Genomic DNA, 21,352 nt, shown 5'->3' with positions numbered 1-21,352 from the left:
AAATCAAGGCTATTATTTCTATAAATAACTCGATTAATATTGCGTATAGAAAATAGAACAGCTATTTTCTATACGGATATGTCGATATTTGCGTTCAGTTAACGAACGGACCTTCTACTGATGGCATTTATTGACAGAGTACTTCAAAAGCCATCTTACGGCTGGAGCGACGAGAATGGGGAATTAGTCGTCCCTACTACCAAGCAGCTCTACAGAGAAGCTTTTTCGCGAATAAATATTTTTGCCACCCGTAAAAACTGGGTGTCAGCAGTAAGCTGGCTAATGGCTCTCTGTTTACTGCCTTTCGTTGCATTGGCTTTTTTCAAATACTTTACCTTGCCTCTGTTTGCCATTGCGTTTTTGTACAGTATCATGATAATGAGTACGCATGCGACCATCTGGTTTCATCGGTACAGTACGCACAAAGCATACACGTTTAGCCACCCGGTTTGGCGATTCATCACCCAGAACCTGGTGCTGAAAACCTTTCCAGAGGAAATCTACGTGGTTTCTCACCACGTTCACCACGCGAAATCAGATCAGCCGGGGGATCCCTATAATGCTAAGGGCGGCTTTATGTATTGCATGCTGTCGGACGTAAATCATCAGAGTATTGCTAAGGACCTGACAGAGGATGAGTACAAAAAAGCTGCGAGCTTTATGACTCATACCGGTGTTTGGATTAACGATTATGCCAATTATCTGAAATGGGGATCGATTGCTTCTCCCTATTACACCATTGGATTGTGGCTGCTGAACTGGTCTTTCTGGTACACGATTTTCTTTCTAATTGGTGGACATGGGCTGGCTTGTTCTTTATTCACGGCAGCGCTGTTCTGGTTTGTTCTGGTACGTGCCTTTAATTATACGGGCCACGGCAAGGGCGAAGAAAAACACGTAGAAGGCGTTGATTTTGACCGCCGTAATTTATCAATAAACCAGACTCGGCCGGGTATTTTCTCCGGCGAATGGCACAACAACCATCATCTATACCCAAGCAGCGCCCGGGCTGGTTTTCTTCGGTTCCAAATAGACTTTGCGTGGATGTATATTTTTGGTTTATACAAACTGGGTATGGTCTCGTCGTACCGGGATAGCAAAAGTGATTTCCTTAAAAAATACGTAAATGCGTCTGCCTAAGGGTAGGTGCCTTGGAGTACATAGACAACGTAACGAAAATGGGCATGATCTATAAGATCATGCCCATTTTCGTGTAAAGAAAAATAAGTTACCCGTTATTCGAAGACAAGCTCGGATCGTAAGATCGAGTTGGCCTGGCCCACAAAGGTGCCACTAATCGGAGCGGCTAGTTCAGGCCGGGCCGTTGAGGTCAGAAAAATATGGCGGTTAACAACAACGGTACCTTCCGTCGGGTCAAACCCTCGCCACCCTGCACCAGGTAGATAAACCTCGGCCCAGGCGTGAAGCTGGTGTTCCTGCTGAGGATTACCAAATAAGTAGCCGCTGACAAAGCGGGCGGCAACGCCCACGCTGCGACAGGCAGCTATGAACAGAGTTGTGTAGTCCCGGCACGAACCACGCTGGAGAATGAGCGTTTGTTCAGGAGGAAAGGGGGCACCCACTTCCCGAATTTCGTATTGAAACTGCCGGATTGTTTGGTTGAGGTCCATCAAAAAACTGGTTGTCTGCCAGTTGGCTTTGGCTGCAATGTGCCGGGCCCAGGTTTCAACCCGCTCTGTGACGCCCACCCGTTCCAGATAAGGTTGGAGTAAGCTGTCGATCTCAGCTGGGTAGCGAAATGGTACCCGCTGCGTTTCGAAAGGAAAAAGAACAAAATCGAAAGAATTGAACTCATCGGACTGAAGTTCGATTTCCGCCGTTACGTGCAAATGATGCGTCGGGTGGTTAAAATAAACGAGTTGCTGGACGTTGCCTTCAACATCGATATTCTTGACAATCCGCGATGGTTTCGGGTCGATCGTCAGTTGGTACCGTACTAATCGCTGATAGGGGTACGCGCGGGGGTACAAATACATCGTCTGCGGTCCGAGCGCAACCGGATAATCGTAGGTGTACTCGGAAGTGTGCCGAACGTGTAAGAGCATGACGATTGACTAAATGAAACTTCAGCGCGTTGCTTACCTGACCTAATAAGTTGACTAGTCGCCCTGGCCTTGGTAATTAACGGACCGGACTTTGTCGAAAATCGGATCCATCCAGGATGAGGGTAATTTTTGCACCGAATTGCTCAATAGGGCACTCCATTGCTGTGACACCTTATCCATGTCTTCCTTTTCGAGTCGATACTCGGTCATGTGGAAACTATCTTTTGGATAAATAACTACGTCCAGTGGATAGTCTACATCATTGGCACTGACCCGCGTTGCATCGAACGCCAGGAAGCCGATTTTGAGCGCGTCCTGCAGACTGGTGTCGTACGCCAGGTTTCGGAATAGTAATGGTTTACCGTAGCCCGAATTCCCAATAATCTTGAAGGGAGAACCGTGGTCAACTTCGACCCAGTTACCTTCCGGATAAAGCATGTACAGCTTGTGCTCATCGTCGTCTTCCAGCTGCCCCCCAACGATCGCATTCAGATTGAAATTCAATCCGTTAGCTATGAGCGACGTTTTGTCTTCCATGGCTACCCGTTTAACCTGTTCGCCAAAAGCATTTACGGCTTTGTAGAGCTTATTGAACGAGCGATCCTGCTCGGCCAGTACCTCATTGAAATACGTAATGGCTTTATCGCGCACTGAGCGAAGCCCGGATGTCATGATAAACAGCGAATGATTTTCGACTTCGTGTACGGAAATCTTACGGTTCGAAGAAACTTCGGAACCCGAGGTAAGACGCGTGTCAGCGATGGCAACCAGGCCCTCTGCGACCTTGATTCCTAAACAATATGTCATCCTTGGCAAGTAAGAATAGCAGGTTGTACGACCAACAAATATACTGGTTGCCCCCAGTATTGTTCGAAGTCCTGCTTTTTCTTTTTCGTAAAAGATCTGGAATGAGTGGCCAAGTGCTCTGCTGACAAAGGCTTTAGTTGGTTACCCGCAGGTCCGTACGGGCCTCATCATCTTCGCCCTTGTCCAGACCATTCCCAGGCGTTGAGTCCGGATCGGCCTGATCAGATGCGCTGATCTGAGCTGCGTTCGTAATCACGCCGTTGCCGGTTACCCGGACCACGAATGTCGCGCTGGCTGACTGGTTAGGGGCAATCTGACCAAAGGTTGCGTTGATGACCGAACCGTCGAAACTCGTGCCGTTACCACTGGAAAATTCCAGGCCGCTGGGTAAAGGGTTCTGTATGCGAACGTTGGTGGCTGTCTGTCCGCCCAGGTTGTTTACCGTTAGCGTGAACGTAACCAGTTGGCCTGCCCTAACGGTGCGACTGCTTGTCTGCATGACTAGGCTTAGATCAGCTTTGTTAGGATCAGGCGAAGGCTGATTCGACTGAACGCCCGGTAATGGAACCTGATTGGGGTTTGGGGATGCGTACAGATTAGATGCAGTTCCGTCATTCTTAGTCCGCAGATCAGCCTGGGCGGTATCATCCTGACCATCACCCGTTCCTGAGTTTGGCTGACTGTCAGGGTCCAGGTTCGTCTGCGCCGATAATTCGGCTGCGTTCAGGTAGTTACCGGGAGCGGTCAGCCGGGCAACGTATCGGAGGCTAACCGTACCACCTGCTGGAATGGATGAAATTACCCCGCTGGCAGCACCATCAACCAGATTCATGTTACTTGATGAAACAAACGCCACGTTGGCCGGTAGCCGGTTTCGAACGGTGGTCCCAGCCGCGTCGCAACCGCTTTCATTACGTACGGTCAGCGTAAATTGCACGGTGTCACCCACAACGGGAGATCGACGGCTGACGTCCAGTTTGAGACTAAGGTCAACTGCTGCCAGATTGATTACTCTTGATACGCTGTTCGAAAGGCAACCGTAGGCTGGGTGCTGCGCCTGCAACGAATAGATGCCGGCAGCCGTAGCCGAGATAGATTGTGACGAGGCCCCCGTGCTCCAGCGATTGGCTCCATCATAGCTGGAACTAAGCGTTAGCCCTGTACTACGACAGATTTCCGACGAACCCTCGGGAATATTGATGGTTGGTGTACCCGGGCGGACGGTTGAAGGAATGGTGACCGATGGCGGAAAAAACTGCCGTTTCTGGCCGTCGGTGATCCGGGCCGAATAAGAACCCGCACCTGCCGTAATGTTTTTGTCAGTGCTGCCCGTGTTCCACGCGTACGAGTACCCGTCCGGTTGAGTTAGTGCCAGTTGCTGCCCGTCGGCGCAGGTGATGCCGACCAATGGCTGAAACTGAGCCTCGTAAGGCGTAATATTCTGTAAGATATTGTTCAATATAGCGTCAGCCCATCGTTGCGCTGCCTTCACCTGCCCCGTTGGCGAGTAGTGAATCCCATCGGGACGGTCTCCAACGGATGTAATCTGATCAAGATCCGGCCCTTGAAAGGTACGATAACCAGAACGGCCAATGACCTGCGCCTGCGCTTGCCTGACGTTGTCGAAAGGAGCACTGGCAAAGGAAGATAAGGCCACAATCCAGGCCAGATCCGGCTTGCCAAATTCAGATCTGGATTTATCAATTACTCCGTAATGGTGCATCAGAATGTCGCTGGTGGCATTACCCCGGTCGTTTTCGCCATGATTAAGCAATACTGCCCGTATACCCGTTGAGTTGACGTACAGGTTCATCAGGTTGCGCAGGTTGGCGTAGGGCATCCGGATATTATAATTCACAAAACCATGCTCGAAGGGGATATCGTAGGCTGCTTTGTAATTGTGCTCCATGTTTGTTCCACCAAAGCCTGCGTTGTAAATCAGGACCGGGACGTTCAGACGTTGCACCAGCAGATCGCCCATTCGCCCCCAGAACCAGGCAATACTGGCAAAAGGTGAAATACCACTACGGGTCAGAAGCTGACTGAAAGCCAAACCGGGCAGGTACTGCGTCTGAGCAGTTAGTTCGTACTGCCGGAATTCGGGGGTACTCTGGTCCAGACCAACAACCGTTACCCGTTCGTCTGCGGCTCCATCAATCGTTGGGCACCGATCGGCTCCCCCGACGATACAACTGGTGCCTTGTGCGTTCGAGTGACCAACAATGGCAAAAACTTCGCCCACACCAAACCGCTCTACGGCATCGCTGGCCACGATTTGGCCGTTACGTAGGCCACGGACCTCAATCCGGTACCAGCCTCCAGTAGCCACGACCCTGCCTTCAAACTGCCCGTTGGCCAGGGTTTGAACGGGTGCCCAGTCGGTGCTGTTCCCTTGCCCGGCAGCTCTAGCTACGACCCTGGCCTCGACTCTGTCAAAGGCCTGGGCGTAGCTGCCCGCAATCTGAATAGTAGCCTGATTGTTGTTGTTGCGCTGGATAATCATCCGCTCCACCGGGAACGTAACATCCAGTTGCGCAATCGCCTGTTCGAGTCCCAAACAAACGGTGACCCATAACGTAAGGAAGATGCGCTTACGTAGTTGTGAACTCATACTCAACTGTTGGAAAGAAAACTAGCATCGATACAGCTTCCAAGATAGCGTACATCGGCGAGAATTTATTCATCCTTAGCCAATGTTACTGCTTTTTACTAGTTTATTTAGCGGTTAGTGATTTATGTGTAGCTTTTGATGAAGTCGTTCACTTATCAGAGGCCCAGCTTGACAAAAATAGGGAAGAAATAGAACGAGAGCGGGAGGGCTTTCGGATAAAATGGAGGACGACTGCATCCGTTAGCTGTTGAAAACAAACAAGATACCTGCTTCTGAAGTTACCACCGTTCATCTATAGCGTCGATAGGGTAGCTGACGATCAGGAGAGTAGCGTAAAAGTAGTTTACCGGATAATGGTTTGTTTTTGGTAAACCATTGTTTTACTTTGTCCAACGGAGGATACGTAACCCCTTCACCCGTTTTTGCAATGAACTTTGACGACGAAGACGACGACGACAACTTTATGGATTGGGACGGCTTCGACGAGGATTACGATCCCGAAGAGGCCCGGGCTGAAATGGAAGCTGAGAACCGGCGCATCAAAAATCTGCCGATCCTTCGTAAAGCCAATGAGATCATGGAGCTCACGCAGGCTATTGTCGAGACAATCAATAAAGAAGACGATGTGTTGATGATGCATGAGCAGATGCTGGCCAATGCCATGATGCTGGCCCCTAAGATTGTGGGGGCTGAAGGAGGGGATCTGTACACCCTGCGCATGGAAAATGCGGTGCTTATTAAGATGCATGCCCGCGAATTGCTGGCGCAGACATCATACTGCAAGGCCGAAAAGCTGGCTACCCCTGCTTATTTGAACGTACTACGCGACGAGATTGAGCAGTTCCGGGTTTTGTTCGTAGCCTGGGTAAGCGGATTTGATCGGGAGAATGACGCCCCTGATGATTGGGGTATATTTTATTAAACGTATCATAGAGATAACATAGAGAAGGACCAGATAGCTGTTAGCGTATCTGGTCCTTTTTACTTATCTGGTCCTCAAATTCGTGGCTAAATCGTATAGAAAGTAACTTCGCAGGTCGTAAGCAGACCATACCGTAACCGTAATAGTCGAGTTTCGTAACCTACCTAATAAGAGAATTCATGATTGCAACCCAACCTCAAACTCATCGTTTTCGTCTCAAATCCATTTTAGGCGGTTCAGTCGGGAATTTGGTTGAGTGGTATGACTGGTACGTATATTCAATTTTCTCGCTATACTTCGCGGGCTCATTCTTTCCTGAAGAAAACGAAACCGCCCAATTACTGAACACCGCCGGAATCTTTGCCATCGGATTTTTAATGCGGCCCGTGGGCGGGTGGATTATGGGGTCATATGCCGATCGAAAGGGTCGGAAGGCCGCGCTTACGCTGTCGGTTCTACTGATGAGTGGCGGCTCGTTGCTGATTACCCTAGTGCCCAGTTACGACAAAATAGGGCTGGCAGCCCCAGCAATTCTGGTGCTGGCACGCATGATCCAGGGAATTAGTATCGGGGGGGAGTATGGCACGGCGGCAACGTACCTGAGCGAAATGGCACCCCCACAGCACCGTGGCTTTTATTCCAGTTTTCAATACGTATCCACTACGATGGGGCAACTGGTTGCGCTGGCTATTCTGATGATCATGCAGCGCTGGCTGCTGACACCGGACCAACTGAGCGACTGGGGCTGGCGGGTTCCGTTTGGGATAGGTGCGTTGCTGGCCTTGTCGGCTATTTACCTGCGCCGGGACCTGGCCGAAACAGATTCGTTCAAGCAAGAGCGTGTGAGTGTCGACCAGCGCGGGACGTTCAGCGAATTAAGTAAATACCGGCGGGAAGTAATGCTGGTTATTGGCTTCACCATTGGCCTGACGGTATCCTATTATACGTTCACCACCTACATGCAGAAGTTCCTGGTCAACACGGCGGGATTCAGCAAAATTGATGCAACTTCCATTACGGTCATCACGCTGATTACGTTCATGCTGGCGCAACCCCTGCTGGGAGCGTTGGGGGATAAGATCGGGCGGAAACGGATGATGATCTTGTACGGTGTGCTGGGTGTGCTGACTAGCATTCCGATTCTTCTACTGCTTGAACAAACTACGGATTTCTGGGTCGCGACGGCACTCATTATCGTGGCACAACTGATACTGAGTATCAGTACGTCCATTTCAGCTATCATCAAAGCCGAATTATTCCCGCCCAATGTTCGCTCATTGGGCGTCAGCTTTCCTTACGCACTGGCCGTAGCGCTGTTTGGCGGTACCGCTGAATACGTAGCGTTATGGTGCAAGAAGTGGGGACACGCGCACTGGTTTTACGTCTATCTCACGGGTTGTATAGCGCTGTCGCTGATTGTCAGTATTGCTATGCGAGACACAGAGAAGCATTCACAAATGGAGGACTAAGTGTGTCTGGCCAGAGCGTGCTGGTCTTGTTTCTCGAACAACCCCACAGTACGCGCGTTATTGTTGGAAATACTATCCGCTCGTTAGGGCGGGTATCCATTCACTATTTATGGGATTATTACGTTTACGCGCGCTTTTGGTTGGAGCGGGGGCATTGCTGTTATTAACGCAGTGTCAGCAGGTGGAACCAACGGCTCCGAAAGCAGAGGGATTTGATGCGGCAATTCCCGAAGATACGTCGTACCTGGCAGGCTCACTGACGTTCCGGCTGTCTGAGCTGCAGAAAAAAATAAACAAGGAATTAGATCCCGTATTGGTTGGTGAGAAATCAACGGACGGGACAAATAGAGGATTGTTACCTCTGCGGGTAGAACGGTCAGGACCGGTGCAGATTCAGTATGTCAATCAACAGATTCGATTCTCTGCCCCCCTGCAATTGTGGTTAGGGAAGTTATTTGGGCGGGAAGATGAATCGACCCGCAAGCCATTTTGCGAGCTGCAGGTCAATTTCCAAAGTCCCTTGTCGGTAAGTTCGGACTGGCGATTATCCAGTAACGTCAAATTCATTGATTATAAATGGGTCGTCGAGCCGGAAATCAGGCTGCTTGGCCAGGAAATTTCACTAACACGTCTTGTCCAGAATCTACTGGAACGGTACCAGACCGATATCGAACAGACGATAAATGAAGCAATTCATGAAGATCTGCGCCTGGACAAGACGGTGCAGCCCATCTGGCAGGATATTCAGAACCCGTTACTGATCAGCAAGGAATACGGACTCTGGCTGATTCCCAAACCAGTAAGCGTAGCCGCTAGCGATATTAGTGGAAATCAGGAGACGATCACTACCCACCTGCGAATTGCCTTTAAAACTGAAACCCGATTAGCGAACGTAAAACCAGTTGTAGCAAAAGTAGCCCTGCCATCACTCCAGAAACGAGATCAGTTGACGAATCTGTCCGACCTGCGCGTGACGAGCTCCATACCCTATACGGCTATCAACCAGGTACTGGCAACAATCCTGAAAGAACCCAAGAAAATGGCAATGGGGCTGGTGAAAATCAACAAAGCCACCGTCTATGGTAATCAGCGGGATCTTGTCGTCAAGACCGAAGTTAGTGGGCTAGTCGATGGAACGCTTTACCTGCGCGGCAGGCCTACGTTCGATACGTTAACGAAGACACTCATTGTAAAAGATCTGGACTTTGATACGAGCACGGATGACGAACTAAACCGCTTCTCGGAGTCGATCATTCACCGGGGGCTTCAGCGCATATTGGGTGATTGGCTGGAGATCCCTCTGGGTGATGAAATTGCGAAGTTACCCGCCAAGATCAACGAAGCGTATGAGAAAGGACCCGGTAAAACGACAGATCTGAGTTTAAAAGATTTTCGATTTATTCCACAACGTATTGCTATTCGCCCTGATGGCGTCCAGACTTTGATCCAGGTGAAGACCAAAGTCGATTTACAGGTTCAAAAATTATAAGAATACGTTTTCGTGATATCGGGACGTTCGTTTCGACCTCATTGTATCTTCTCCCAGATAAAGTCGGCAATTCGTTGCATACCCGCATCATTGGGATGAGCGGCCACCCCGGGGTTTGCGTACTGGCTGGCAAAATACTGACCCTGCCCCACCAGGCAACTTAGGTCCACTAGAGTATGTCCTTTACCCGCGACTGTTCGTCGTATAATCGAATCGGATAGAGGTCGTGACCATACGCTGGTGGTCGCAACAATCTTGACGGGCTGACCGTAGGTAGCTAGCCGATCCAGCAATTGGCTAAGTTGAGTTTCGTAATTCCGGCTTATTACAGCTGATTCATCAATATTTTCCCCGATACGTAAGATAATCAGATCCGGTTTGAACTGTTGTAGAGGCTCGTTAAACTCATCAAGGCTGTAGGTTGATTTGCCAAACTCACGCTCAAAATTCCCACCCGATTGAAGTCGAAAACTAACCTGCGGGTAAAGTGCTGTCAAACGCGCGTTGAGCAAATGCACAAAGTCTTTGTCCGGTGCTGAGGCCGCCATCCCATTCGAGTTCAACCAGCCAATAGAGGGGTCTGGTAAGTGACTCATAATGCTATTACCAATAACCAGCATCCGTTTGTAATACAGGTTAAACGTAACGGCCCGGCTCCGGGATGGTCTGTTACCGACGCGCAGGCGGGCCAGCATTTTCCCGCCGGTCAATACCGTAAATTGCTGCCCCGTCTGCCAACTTTGCCCGTTGTCAAAGGAGTATTCGTAAAGTGCCTGTGGGGGTAGTGAATCTGCTGCCAGACGTACTGGAACGCTGAAGTAGAAAGTGCCTCCATCCGGAGAAAATCGAGGAGGGGCTATGTCTAACGTATCAACCGGTTGTACTGCCGAAGAAGAACCAGGAGAAGTACTGCCAGAGCAAGCTGATGTTGATGCAGGAGGGGAGGTAGGAGTGGGCTGATTGTCACCCACATCTACTGCTGGATAATCGTTGGTGCAATTACTAAGAAGAAAAATAAGAAACAGTCCAGCTACTAGATGCTTGGTAGGTACTAGCTGAAACAAAGAACAACTAATTTTTACCATAGCTATCAACTGCATTTTCTGGACTGAATATGTGTAATACAAACCAAATATTGAATTTATACAGGGTTTAAAAGTACTATGATTTCTCTTTTGTGACTTACATTTGTTGTCTCTTTTCCCTCAAACGTATGCCGCCAAGCTTTGACGTTCTGTCATTGATTAACTTACTGGAGCGACCTATGCGGCCATTATCACCCCTGTACAATTTAATTGTCACACACGAAAAAACATTCGCTGGGATCCCTCTTTCATCAGCACGATAATTGCTCAACGCTATCTATAAACTATGTGATGCTGTCGGTTCAGATAAATAGCTAGTCTGACCGGTGACAGTAAGAATCTATTCTATGCAAGCTATAGCCATAATTTTTGTCTGATGGTACCAGATGTAATGCCGGAGAGAAAAAAAAATACCCAATCCGGTGCGCGAGTTAAGTCAGGCTATAAAGCTTTTCTGATCAGCATTGGTTTTATACTAATACTGGGATTACCGCTTATTGATCAGTGGGCAGGCTGGTCGTCAGGATTCAAAAGCACGGAAAAACGTATTCTGACGCCATTTCCCCGATTCGACTTCCCACATGTAAAGACGTTTATCGTTCAGTTTGATCAGTATTACAAGGAGAATTTTGGTTGGCGAAACGCGCTTTTTTATCAGTATAGCCAATGGAAATACAAGGGGCTGTCGTCGTCACCCTTGCCCGAGAAAGTTATAGCGGGTAAAAATGGCTGGTTCTATCCCGGTAACAGTATGAGTCGGGTCGCCGAGCAGCATCGGGGCTTGTTGCCGATCCGGCAGGATACGTTGGTGTCGATTGCAAAACGCCTGAAAAATCTTCAGGATAGCCTAAGCCGACAAGGGACTAAGCTGTACTTACTGGTTGCTCCTGACTCTTATACGATCTACCCGGAAAACCTCCCAGATTATTTTCCGAAAGAAAAGCAAGTATCGAATTTAGACCGCTTCAAGGCATATATGGACCGGCACTCTACTGTGCCGATAATCGATGTGCGCCAAAAACTGGTGGATGCCAAAAAGAAACACGTAGTGTACTGCCAGACGGACACGCACTGGAATGACTATGGGGCTTTGTTGGCTACACTCACGTCGGTAGACCGGATTCGGCAGGATTTTCCTTATCTAACCGAGCCCGATCTGTCGAACTATACTATCACCCCGCAGAAAGGCGTGGGTGGCGATCTGGTAACGATGCTTGCCTTAAACGACCAAGTGGCTGACTCGGTCAGCTACAAAATCAGACCCGCAGCTTCTTTGATAGCCCAGAATACTGAAGTTAATGATAAATACATCGGTCTGCCGTCGCAGCGGTTCGTTTGTAAGGCGAAAGATTCTGCCCGACTGCCTAAATTACTCCTGGTAGGGGACTCCTTCAGTTACTCTATGGATCAGTTCATGTCTGGTTATTTCAGCGAGTCCTATATGGTACGCAGCCACAAGTTTGATTTGACACTAGCAAGAACCGAACGACCAGATATCGTTCTGATCGAAATCGTCGAACGTAATATCGGTCTGCTGGGCCTTTTGTAAAAGCGACTGACTTCAGGCTATCAAAGGCCGAACTTTGAGGATAGAGTTCTTTCTTATTATCAAGCTATCATTACTTAATTCGCGTTCTCTTCTTGGTATTAGTAAGTAAAAAGGGCACCGGAGTATTCCGGTGCCCTTTTTACTTACGTGAATAAATTCCTAAAGAGATGTTTCTTAACCCGCCCCGAGATTCTATTTGATTTTCTCCAGGATGAGATCAGCAATGCGTTGCATACCCGCGTCGTTGGGGTGAGCAGCCACGCCCGGATTGGCATACTGGCTGGCAAAATACTGCCCCTGACCAATCATGCTGTTTAATTCTACCAGCGGAAAACCTTTTTCGTTGACGACTTTGCGCATGATCGAATCCGCCAGCGCGCGAGACCAGACGCTGGTTGTAGCGATTACCTTAACCGGCTGGCCGTAATTCGCCAATTTGGTTAACAGCTGCCGTAGTTCTCCTTCATAGTTACGGCTTATTGCGTTGGCTTCGTCAACGTTTTCGCCGATGCGTAGTATGATCAGATCTGGCTTGAACTGCTGAAGGGGGGCGTTAAACTCATCAACGCTATACGTTGATTTACCAAACTCCCGCTCGAACCCGCCACCTGATTGAATCTGAAATGTAGCCTGTGGGTACAGCGCTTTTAATTGCGTATCTAGCAAATGGACGAAATCTTTCTCCGGCGCTGAAGCGGCCATTCCATTAAAGTTTAGCCAGCCCAGATCCGGTGCCGGACCGTGGCTCGTGATACTGTTGCCGATAACCAGCATCCGCCGGTAGTAGGGGGTAAAACTTGCTTTGGCCGTGGTGGAGGTCTGCTGATTCAAACGGGTACGTCCCAAAACGTCAACTTTGTTCGTGACGGAAAGTTGCGTACCTGCGGTCCACGTAGTCCCATTGTCGGCCGAATACTCGATTACTGCATTCGCCGGTAAGGATGAGGCTGTCAGGTTAACCGCAGTACCAAACGCCACTGAGCCCGTAGACTGGCTGAAAACCGGAACTGGTAATGCCTGACTGCCTAGATCGGGAGGTGTAGTCGGATCCGGTTGATTTATCGGAGTTGTGGCGCCATCCGTTACGGACGTTACTGTGATTTGAACACAGGCCGCGTTTGTTGTCTGAGCCTGCCCAAAGGTTGAAAAGAGGACAACCGATAAGCTTGCTCCCAGACAGGATACAAACGCCTGTTTTATATGACGAGCGTGTACGATTTTATTCACTGAGTTAATATTTTGCTATTGAACGAATTCGCTAAAAGCGTGCCAGTACTATCAAACATGCGATTCTTTTATCAAGCTAACAGGTCACTTCAACCTGTTGGCTTGACATGACTCTTACTGATCCCCCAGATTCGTTGCCGAGATCCACTTGATACCAATCTGCTGCCCGCTGGTAGGAGCTTCACTTGGATTTGCGTAACGAATGCTGAAATCGTTGATGAGACCGTTCCATTTTGAGTGCAGATTCACGGGAATTGCGATCGTCCGATACTGATTATCGCCAGTTACTTTGAACGTCATTTGCTGGCCGGCCATGGCTGCATCCAGCTCACTCTGTCCCACTTTCCGCCAGTCGAGAACCAACTGGGTTTCCGAAGTCTGAGCCCGTAGCCGAACGTAGACAACGCCGAATTCAGACGCCTTGTAGCCTTTCTGTGGCGAGATGATCCGGAACCGACGGTCAGTTGGCGTAATGGCCAGCTCGTCACCAATTGGATAACCCTGGTCGTGGCCGTTACGGTAGTAGAATCCGTGACGAGTAGCGTTGCCCGCGAATCGATAGTTTGGTTTCGTTTCGGATTGAGGCAGCGTTCTCAGCGTATTCTTGATCTCGTCGATTGTGCCCGCTACCATGTTGATATCGAACTCATACACACCGTTTGGATCCATAACCAGCGACATGCCATTGGCGATGTAACCGGCGTTGCTCGATTCGGCAGGACCCCAGCCCATTTCACCAAAGACGCCAACTTTGAACTCATGGGAGTAAGGCGTATGGAGTGCAATACCGCGGCCAATGCTTGGTTTGATAGCTGCAATCCAGGGCTCCGATGCGTTGACGTTGTAAGGGCCGCTGTAAGTACCGTTTTGCACTTGGTTCAGGCTCTTTCCAGGACTAACAATGTTTGGCATCGAGTTGACGTTCAGCCAGGGAGCATTGGTGTTTGGTTCGCCCTGAACAACGTAGTACTGATAGTAGGCGCTATTTGTGTACGTACAGGGTAGTTCCTGCTGACGGGTACCGTCGTACTTAGTCTGGTCAGCCCGCGAACCGGAGATGCGTACGTGCCGACGAACAATGTTGTTGTCCAGTCGAATCCATTGTTCAACGATGTAGTCGCCCAGCTCGTTATTCAAGCCCCAAAGTAGACCCCGGGTCTTTGAATAAAGCATGTTGTCGGTGCGACCGTAGCCCAGTATAGGAGAGAAATTACCGGCGATGTCGCCCCCCTGAACAGGGTTGTAACCGATATCATCCAAAACCGGCTTGCCGTTCTGGGTCCAGTGCTTACTGTCGCTGGGAAGTGCGTAGAGTGAAATCTGGTCGTCCCGGCCTGGATCACGTTTGCCATCGCCTTTGATCATACAGTTGATCATGTTCTCGCCAACCTGCAGGTCAGTAACCTCGCGGATAACAGCACCCACCCCCAGATCGATCGCAACCCGCAGCCGATCATTTTTCAGGACAGGACGTTTGTCATCTGGCCAGGGGCTGTTCAGGACTGGGTAGGGGTCGCCCGTCTGATTGGCGCAACCGCTTACGTTCACAACAACGGTGGATGTTTTAGTTGCGCAGCCCGCCATGGAAGCTGTTACGGTGTAGGTGTACGAACCGTTACTGGCTGGCGCGCTGATCGTGATCGACTGACCGCTCTGATTAATGCCGTTACCTGACCAGGCATAGTTTAGTCTGCTGCAGTTGTTGCCCGAACAAGCGGCTTTCAACGTTACGCTGCCTCCGCAGGTAGCTGTGTTGATAACGCCATCGGTTGTTACGTTCCAGGCGCAGGAATCTGGTTGTGTAACGGGCTGACCAATGCAGACTGACGTAATCAGCGGGCTGTTTGATACTTCCGTAGTTGTGCCGCTTGGTTTTACCGAAATCTTAAGCGTTGTATTGTTTTTGAACGAGCTTGGTACCGTCCAGCGGAAACCGTAGGCGTTGAAACTGCCTGTCTGGAAAATCAGGGCCACGTCTGGGCGGCTGCCGTTAGCCTGTATCGTCGTTGCTTTTGTCCCGTTGATGTAGATGTCAACGTACTGCGACTTCTGTGTTTCGTTCATGTTGACAATCCAGCCCGATACGATTTCGCAGGTACCGTAATCCAGGTGACTGCGATAATCTGCGTTGATAGGAGGAATGACGGCCGAAGAACAACCCGTGACACTCACCGTACCCGTCGTAATTTGTTGAGTAAAGCCTGGTGCGGTTGCCGTCAACGTATAGGTCGTAGAGTTGTTGCTGGAAGGAGCGACAAACGACACCGTCTGTCCCGTCTTCGTCGTGCCGTTATAAACCCACGTAAATGTGACTTTACCGCAATCTGAACCCGTGCAGTTAGCCTTCAGCGTGAACGAACTGCCGCAGCTTACGCTAATGGGCAGCGCCGTCGTTGCAAAGGTGCAGCTCTCCGAAGTAGGCGGATTGGTTACTGGTGGAAGAATCGCAGTGCCTTCGCAGACTGGGGTAGAACGAGGGCTGTTAATCAATTCCTGGCTAGTACCAGCGGGGCGGACCGAAATTCGTAGTGCTTTATTCGCTTTGTACGAACTAGGAATCGTCCAGCGATAACCGTAAGCACTGAAATTTGTGTTAAAGGCCGCACCTACGTCCGGTCGAGACAGGTTCGCCGTGATGGTAGCTGCCCGTTGTCCATCGATGTAAATATCGATTTGCTGTGACTGCTGAAGAGCGTTTTCGTTGAAGATCCAGCCCGAGATAACGTCGCAGTCAGCGACGTCGAGGTATCCTTTGTAAACACCAGGAACGGGAGGGGTTGTTGTCGTGCAGCCTGTGACGCTAACGGTACTGGTTACCGTTTTGGATGCACAGCCGGTTGCCGATGCCGTCAACGTATAGGCTACTGTCGTATTTGACGTAGGAGCGACGACTGAAACCGACTGACCCTTGGCCGTGAGCCCGTTGCTGCTCCAGGTATAGGTGACCCGGCCGCAATCAGATCCTACGCAGTTGGCAGACAGAACTACCGAACTGCCGCAACTAACGGCAACTGGTAACGTCGACACGGTAAAATCGCAGGAATCTTTACCCGTAACGGCATCACACACGGCCGTTGTCCGGGGGCTATTGGAAAGCTCCTTGCTGGTACCCGCTACCTTGACAGAAATGGTCATGGCTCCCTTCGTACGTTTGAACGAATCAGGAATGGTCCAGCTGAAGCCAAACATGTTGTTCTGAATCCGGTACGAGGCCGCTACGTCCTGGCGTAATTGGTTGGCAGGAATGGTAGCCGCTTTGATGCCATTTATGAAGATATCCAGGTCGATAACCTGCTCCATATTGTTAAGGTCGAGAATCCAGCCCGCAATGGATGTACAGGTGGCTACGTCCAGATAGCCCAGGTAGTTAGCATTGCTGGGAACGCAGCCCGTTACGCTAACGGTAGCCGTTGTCGTCTGCGCTGAACAGCCTGGGGCACTCGCTGTCACCGTGTACGTTTGCGTGCCTGTCGTTTTAGGGGCTACGGCTGAGAGCGTGGCACCTGTTTGGTCAACACCGTTACCCGTCCAGCGGTAGGTTACTCGGTCGCAATTGCCGCCCAGGCAGTTCGCCCGTAGTGTGAAGGAGCTACCACAGCTTACGCTCAGGGGAACTGTCGATACGGTGAAGGCGCAGGAATCTGGTTTTGGGGTCGTGGGATTCGTACAACCGTTAACCGTAACGGTTGCTGTTGTTTGCTGGCTGGAGCAGCCCGCAGCGGTAGCCGTTACGGTATACGTAACAGGTCCATTGGCTGTAGGGGCTACCGTCGTTACCGACTGCCCTGTTTTGTCGAGGCCATTACCGGTCCAGCGGTAAGTTACCCGATCGCAATTGCCACCCGTACAAGTTGCCCGTAGCGTGAAGGAGCTACCGCAGCTTACGCTTAACGGTGTTGTCGATACGGTGAAGGCGCAGGAATCTGGTTTGGGGGTCGTGGGGTTGGTACTCGTACACAGCTCGGTCTGGCGTGGACTGCCAATTAACTCCCGGGTCGTGCTGGCGGGCCGTACCGAAATGAGCAACGGAGCATTCTTCCGATAGCTGTCAGGAATGACCCAGCGGAAACCATATTTATCAAAACCGGTACCATATACCTGAGCCACATCAGGACGCGGCCGATCCGCTGCGATCGTCGTCACCTTAGCGCCGTTGATGTAGACGTCGACCGATTGGGATTGTTTTAGGGCGTTAAAATCAAAAGCCCATCCGGTTATTACCGCGCAGCTTGCTGTGTCCAGGAAGCCCCGGTAATCAGCGTTGGCGGGAGGAACAATCGTGTTACAGCCATTCACCGTAACGGCTACAGTGGCTGTTTTGCTGCTACAGCCCGTTGCCGATGCCACAACCGTGTAGGTTAGGGTCGTGTTGCTTTTGGGAGCTGTTGCCGTTGCCGATTGCCCCGTCTGATTAAGCCCGTTACCCGACCAGGTATACGTCACCTTATCACAGTTCGCCCCGCTACAGTTTGCCCGTAGCGTAAAGGAATTGCCGCAGCTTACGCTCAGTGGAGTCGTTGAGATGGCAAAGTCGCAGGAGTTTACTTCGGGGGCGGGAGCTACCGATCCGTCGCAGGGTTGAATATTTTTAGGGCTTTGCGATAGTTCAGTACCTGAATCCGTGATTTTGACCGAGACAGAAAGGGCTTTATTGCCTTTGTACTCAGCGGGTAAATTCCACCGGAATCCGTAACGGTTGTACCCAACGATCTTATAAAAGTCCGCAACATCCTGCCGGTCTTGGTCTGCCAGTATGGTCGTTACTTTATTGCCATTGATGTATATGTCCAGAAAGAGAGATTTACGGGGTGCATTCAGGTCCGTAACCCAGCCGCCAACTACGTCGCAGTTCGCGAACTCTAACGTACCCCAGTAATCGGGCGTAGCTAGGCGGGCTGCTCCCGTGCTTGTTTCTGGAATGACCTGTAATACCGTCGTCGGCACAGAAGAGCGGCTTGGAGTAGCCCGATCGTCCGTAACAGATAAATTGGTAATCTTATGATCATTTTTGTCCGCTACCTCTAAGCGAACCGCTGCTTTCTCCACGTAGAGACTCTGATCGTCGGCCTGGCTATGGCTACGTAACAATCGGAACGTAGAGCCCGGAGTGACCCGGGTGAAGTAGCCAGTAATGCGATACGTTTTAACCGCGTTGGTTGGATAAACAAGTAGATCACCTACGTAATCCTGAAAGTCGCCACTGGTCTGCACAAAACCGTCCGGAAGAAGAAGTTTCAGCCGGTAAGCGTTGGAGCCAGGCAGGGAGAACAGTAACGTAGGACTGATATTTAGTAGCTCTGCCCGGATGGAGAGTTCGACGGGTTCGCCTAATCGGATCGATTGTTTATTAGCTCGGATGCTGAACCGGATAGGGTCACTGCTGATCGTTGGACTAATGAAAGGAGTCGGAGCGGGCTTCTTGTCAATCGGTCTGGTCAACGAGTTGACAATACGGGCAAACGTTGGTTTCTCGCCGGGAGGGAATTTAGATCCTGCTAACCCGGATGCGGAGACAGCCAGGCAGAGCAGAAGCCCTAAGTAAGCAGGCGCGTTACGGAGAAGACGCTTGCTGGTGTGAGTAATGTTAATGAGCATGAACGGAGCTGTAAAAGTTTATCATGCATACCGAAAAACAAATATTACGCCAATAAGTAAATATGCTTTTGAAAAATCCGGAAGAGTTATCCAGGGGGTTGAGTCAAAAGTAGGCGTTTTTGTAACCTGATACCTTGTTTTCGGCTGCAAAAGTGACCGTATAGTTTATAATAAACTCACTTATTAAATATTAGGCCAAACTGTAATTTCGAGCATATAAACCTCAATTTTCTTTTCTAAGTGGTCTCATACTGGTACGAACTGGAGATATAAGGGGCAAAAATCAAGCATAGCGGACGGTTGTATATGCTATCAAATAGGATATTCGGTTTGTATTAGTATAATATTTTAATTTATTCATATAAAGAGTTTCGCCTGTACACTTTAAACCAGATCTAAAGGAGCTAGGAGCAGCTAGCTATCACCAGCAGCGCGTTGCGTACAATCGGAAAAAGTGAACCGGCGAGGTATCAGAAAGAAATGGTGGGAAGCGATCGATTAATCGTTCTTTCTGGGTAACGAAGGCTGTTTCTGCCGTATTGAGTAGAACGAAATGCTAGGCTACGGTACCAGAACTACATGTAGTATCGCAGAAAATAGCCCATCGAGGATGAACTGGGTACTAAGGGTGGTATGGATTTTGTCACCATTGAAGAACTAGCTTTTCTTTATGAATCAGTAACAGTCTACCCGGCTGGTGGTACTGGGAGCTGAATTAGAGAGAAAGAGCGATAAATCGTACAAAAAGTTGTCTAACGTATATGTATATACGTAAAGGATTTTATGTACCTTCTCGATTTCGTAGGATGCGGGACAGCAGCGTAGGAAAGAAGCGCTTAAGATAAATGCCGTATATTTCAATGCCACCGATGTACACTTCTTCTCGCTGCCGGGCCACTGCCTGAAGCACTCGGCTGGCCAATTTCTCGGCCGCCATTCCCTGGTGCTGATTAGCATCCATACGGCCGTGGGGCTGCCCATTGGCGCTGAGCGCATGGAGTGAAATGGGCGTGCTGATATAGCCAGGACAAACAATGGTTACCCGTAAACCTGATGAATAGGTTTCTGCCCGGATCGCATCAAAAAAACCGTGCAGAGCATGCTTGCTGGCGCAGTAGCCTGAGCGCTCTTTAGTTCCTAGTTTACCTGCTACACTGCTGGTTACCACAAAGTGTCCGCTCTGCTGTGATAGCATCAGGGGGAGAACGGCCTGGGTTAGGGCTACGACACCAAAGAAATTGACATCCATCAGCCGTTGGTAAACGGCAAAATCAGTGTCCGCGACTAGGCCTCGCTGGGTGATGCCTGCGTTCTGAAATAAATAATCAATCCGGCCAAAACGCTGGCGAACCTGTTCGACCCGCTCGGAAAAACTTGCCCGATCAACCATGTCCAAGGGCAGAATCAATACGTCTGAGTCGGGCAGGCCGGTTAACGCGGCTACTCGCTGTAGTTCATCAGCCCGGCGAGCCGAGAGAATAAGGCGGGCTCCTGCTTGCGCCATTGCCAACGCAATTGCTTCCCCAATGCCCGATGAGGCACCGGTAATCCAGACTATTTCTCCGGTGAAACTGCTCATGGGTGCAGAAAATCGAGTGAGCTACCAGTTGGCGTAACGGTCAGCGAAACGGCATAGCCTATGGGTAATGCGAGGTTGTAATCAACGTGGCCCGCTGGAAAATCAACGAGTACCGGATAGTTGTAATCCGCTACGGCTTCTGTAATAATCTGATTGGCGTCTTTCCCGAAAGGTAGCGATAAATTGGTACGCATGTCGGTAAACTGGCCAACGACAAGACCGGCTAATCCGGCCAGCCGACCAGATCGCCGGAGTTGGGTCATCATCCGGTCCAGAGAAAACAAAGTTTCATCAATATCCTCAATGAACAGAATCGCTCCGGTGTAGTCAAGGTCCGTAGGAGTGCCCAGCGAATTGATCAACAAGGTCAGATTACCGCCAATCAATCGTCCCTGACGTTGACCGAGTCGGTTAAGTGGGTGATAGGGGACACTATACTGAGCCGGAGGAGTGCCAAATAACCACCGACGTAACGAGTCAAGGGATTCGTTACGTTCAGGGGCGCCAAACTGGCGGGGCATGATGCCGTGTAAGCTGCCTAAACCATTCCGCTGGAAAAGGCTTAGCAGGGCAGTAATGTCGCTGAAACCAACCAGCCACTTAGGATGGGCCTTCAGGTTAGTTAAATCCAGTTCGTCGGCAATGCGATAGGAGCCGTAACCGCCCCGCGACGCAAACACGGCTCGAACCGACGGATCATCGAATAAGTACTGCAGATCCTGACGACGAAGTTCATCGTTTCCGGCAAAGGGACCGTCGACAGCTCGCAAACTTTTGCCTTCGATAACGTTTAGCTGCCAGTCTTCGCGGAGGATACGAAGCCCTTCGGCTAGTTCCTCGTAAGGACACCAGCTTGCTGGTGAAACGACGCCTACTGTATCGCCAGGTCGCAAAAAAGGAGGAAGCTGCATGAGTGTCTACAAATGGGTTCGGCCTGCAAAGAAAAGCGTTGA

Annotated in this window: 13 protein-coding genes; 5 read left to right on the top strand and 8 right to left on the bottom strand. The window is 50.2% G+C overall.

The genetic code is table 11. The features are described from left to right. Positions 1-120 precede the first annotated feature (120 nt). On the top strand, positions 121-1,140 hold the full coding sequence (locus ACYVAD_RS07100; RefSeq protein ID WP_461138786.1) for a fatty acid desaturase: 1,020 nt from the start codon (positions 121-123) through the stop codon (positions 1,138-1,140). Between the two features lie 95 nt (positions 1,141-1,235). Here the strand turns inward: ACYVAD_RS07100 and ACYVAD_RS07095 are convergent, their stop codons facing one another. The 3 genes from ACYVAD_RS07095 to ACYVAD_RS07085 all read right to left on the bottom strand — a co-directional run bounded on the left by ACYVAD_RS07095 (position 1,236) and on the right by ACYVAD_RS07085 (position 5,484). Continuing rightward, positions 1,236-2,066, bottom strand: a complete 831-nt coding sequence (locus ACYVAD_RS07095; protein WP_461138785.1) for a transglutaminase family protein — start codon at positions 2,064-2,066, stop codon at positions 1,236-1,238. Between the two features lie 54 nt (positions 2,067-2,120). After that, on the bottom strand, positions 2,121-2,873 hold the full coding sequence (locus tag ACYVAD_RS07090; protein WP_461138784.1) for a peptidase: 753 nt from the start codon (positions 2,871-2,873) through the stop codon (positions 2,121-2,123). A 133-nt stretch (positions 2,874-3,006) separates the two neighbouring features. Continuing rightward, a complete protein-coding gene (locus tag ACYVAD_RS07085) occupies positions 3,007-5,484 on the bottom strand; it encodes a hypothetical protein (RefSeq protein WP_461138783.1) in 2,478 nt (825 codons plus the stop codon). A 427-nt stretch (positions 5,485-5,911) separates the two neighbouring features. Here ACYVAD_RS07085 and ACYVAD_RS07080 point away from each other — a divergent pair, with 427 nt between their 5' ends. The 3 genes from ACYVAD_RS07080 (at position 5,912) to ACYVAD_RS07070 (ending at position 9,364) form a co-directional block, all read left to right on the top strand. Then, positions 5,912-6,406 (top strand): hypothetical protein, encoded by a 495-nt coding sequence (locus tag ACYVAD_RS07080; protein WP_461138782.1) that lies wholly within the window; start codon positions 5,912-5,914, stop codon positions 6,404-6,406. A gap of 179 nt (positions 6,407-6,585) precedes the next feature. Continuing rightward, positions 6,586-7,875 carry an MFS transporter gene (locus ACYVAD_RS07075; protein ID WP_461138781.1) on the top strand — a complete coding sequence of 430 codons (1,290 nt, stop codon included), beginning with the start codon at positions 6,586-6,588 and terminating at the stop codon, positions 7,873-7,875. 109 nt (positions 7,876-7,984) lie between these two features. Further along, on the top strand, positions 7,985-9,364 hold the full coding sequence (locus tag ACYVAD_RS07070) for a DUF4403 family protein (RefSeq protein ID WP_461138780.1): 1,380 nt from the start codon (positions 7,985-7,987) through the stop codon (positions 9,362-9,364). A 38-nt stretch (positions 9,365-9,402) separates the two neighbouring features. On the opposite strand, the gene ACYVAD_RS07065 is transcribed toward ACYVAD_RS07070, so the two are convergent. After that, positions 9,403-10,428 carry an SGNH/GDSL hydrolase family protein gene (locus tag ACYVAD_RS07065; protein WP_461138779.1) on the bottom strand — a complete coding sequence of 342 codons (1,026 nt, stop codon included), beginning with the start codon at positions 10,426-10,428 and terminating at the stop codon, positions 9,403-9,405. A 412-nt stretch (positions 10,429-10,840) separates the two neighbouring features. On the opposite strand from ACYVAD_RS07065, the gene ACYVAD_RS07060 reads away from it, so the two are divergent. Further along, positions 10,841-11,998 (top strand): alginate O-acetyltransferase AlgX-related protein, encoded by a 1,158-nt coding sequence (locus ACYVAD_RS07060; RefSeq protein WP_461138778.1) that lies wholly within the window; start codon positions 10,841-10,843, stop codon positions 11,996-11,998. 192 nt (positions 11,999-12,190) lie between these two features. Here ACYVAD_RS07060 and ACYVAD_RS07055 read toward each other — a convergent pair whose 3' ends face one another. From ACYVAD_RS07055 to ACYVAD_RS07040, 4 genes are all read right to left on the bottom strand, one after another. Next, positions 12,191-13,225: an SGNH/GDSL hydrolase family protein gene (locus ACYVAD_RS07055; protein WP_461138777.1), complete on the bottom strand. Its 1,035-nt coding sequence runs from the start codon at positions 13,223-13,225 to the stop codon at positions 12,191-12,193. A 114-nt stretch (positions 13,226-13,339) separates the two neighbouring features. Further along, positions 13,340-18,820, bottom strand: a complete 5,481-nt coding sequence (locus ACYVAD_RS07050; protein ID WP_461138776.1) for a hypothetical protein — start codon at positions 18,818-18,820, stop codon at positions 13,340-13,342. A gap of 781 nt (positions 18,821-19,601) precedes the next feature. Continuing rightward, positions 19,602-20,399, bottom strand: a complete 798-nt coding sequence (locus ACYVAD_RS07045) for an SDR family oxidoreductase (protein WP_461138775.1) — start codon at positions 20,397-20,399, stop codon at positions 19,602-19,604. Next, a complete protein-coding gene (locus tag ACYVAD_RS07040) occupies positions 20,396-21,310 on the bottom strand; it encodes a S66 peptidase family protein (protein ID WP_461138774.1) in 915 nt (304 codons plus the stop codon). Before ACYVAD_RS07040 ends, ACYVAD_RS07045 begins: the two co-directional genes overlap by 4 nt. Positions 21,311-21,352 lie beyond the last annotated feature (42 nt).

Source organism: Spirosoma pomorum, assembly GCF_054776615.1.
This window is presented reverse-complemented; position numbering and strand designations above follow the sequence as displayed.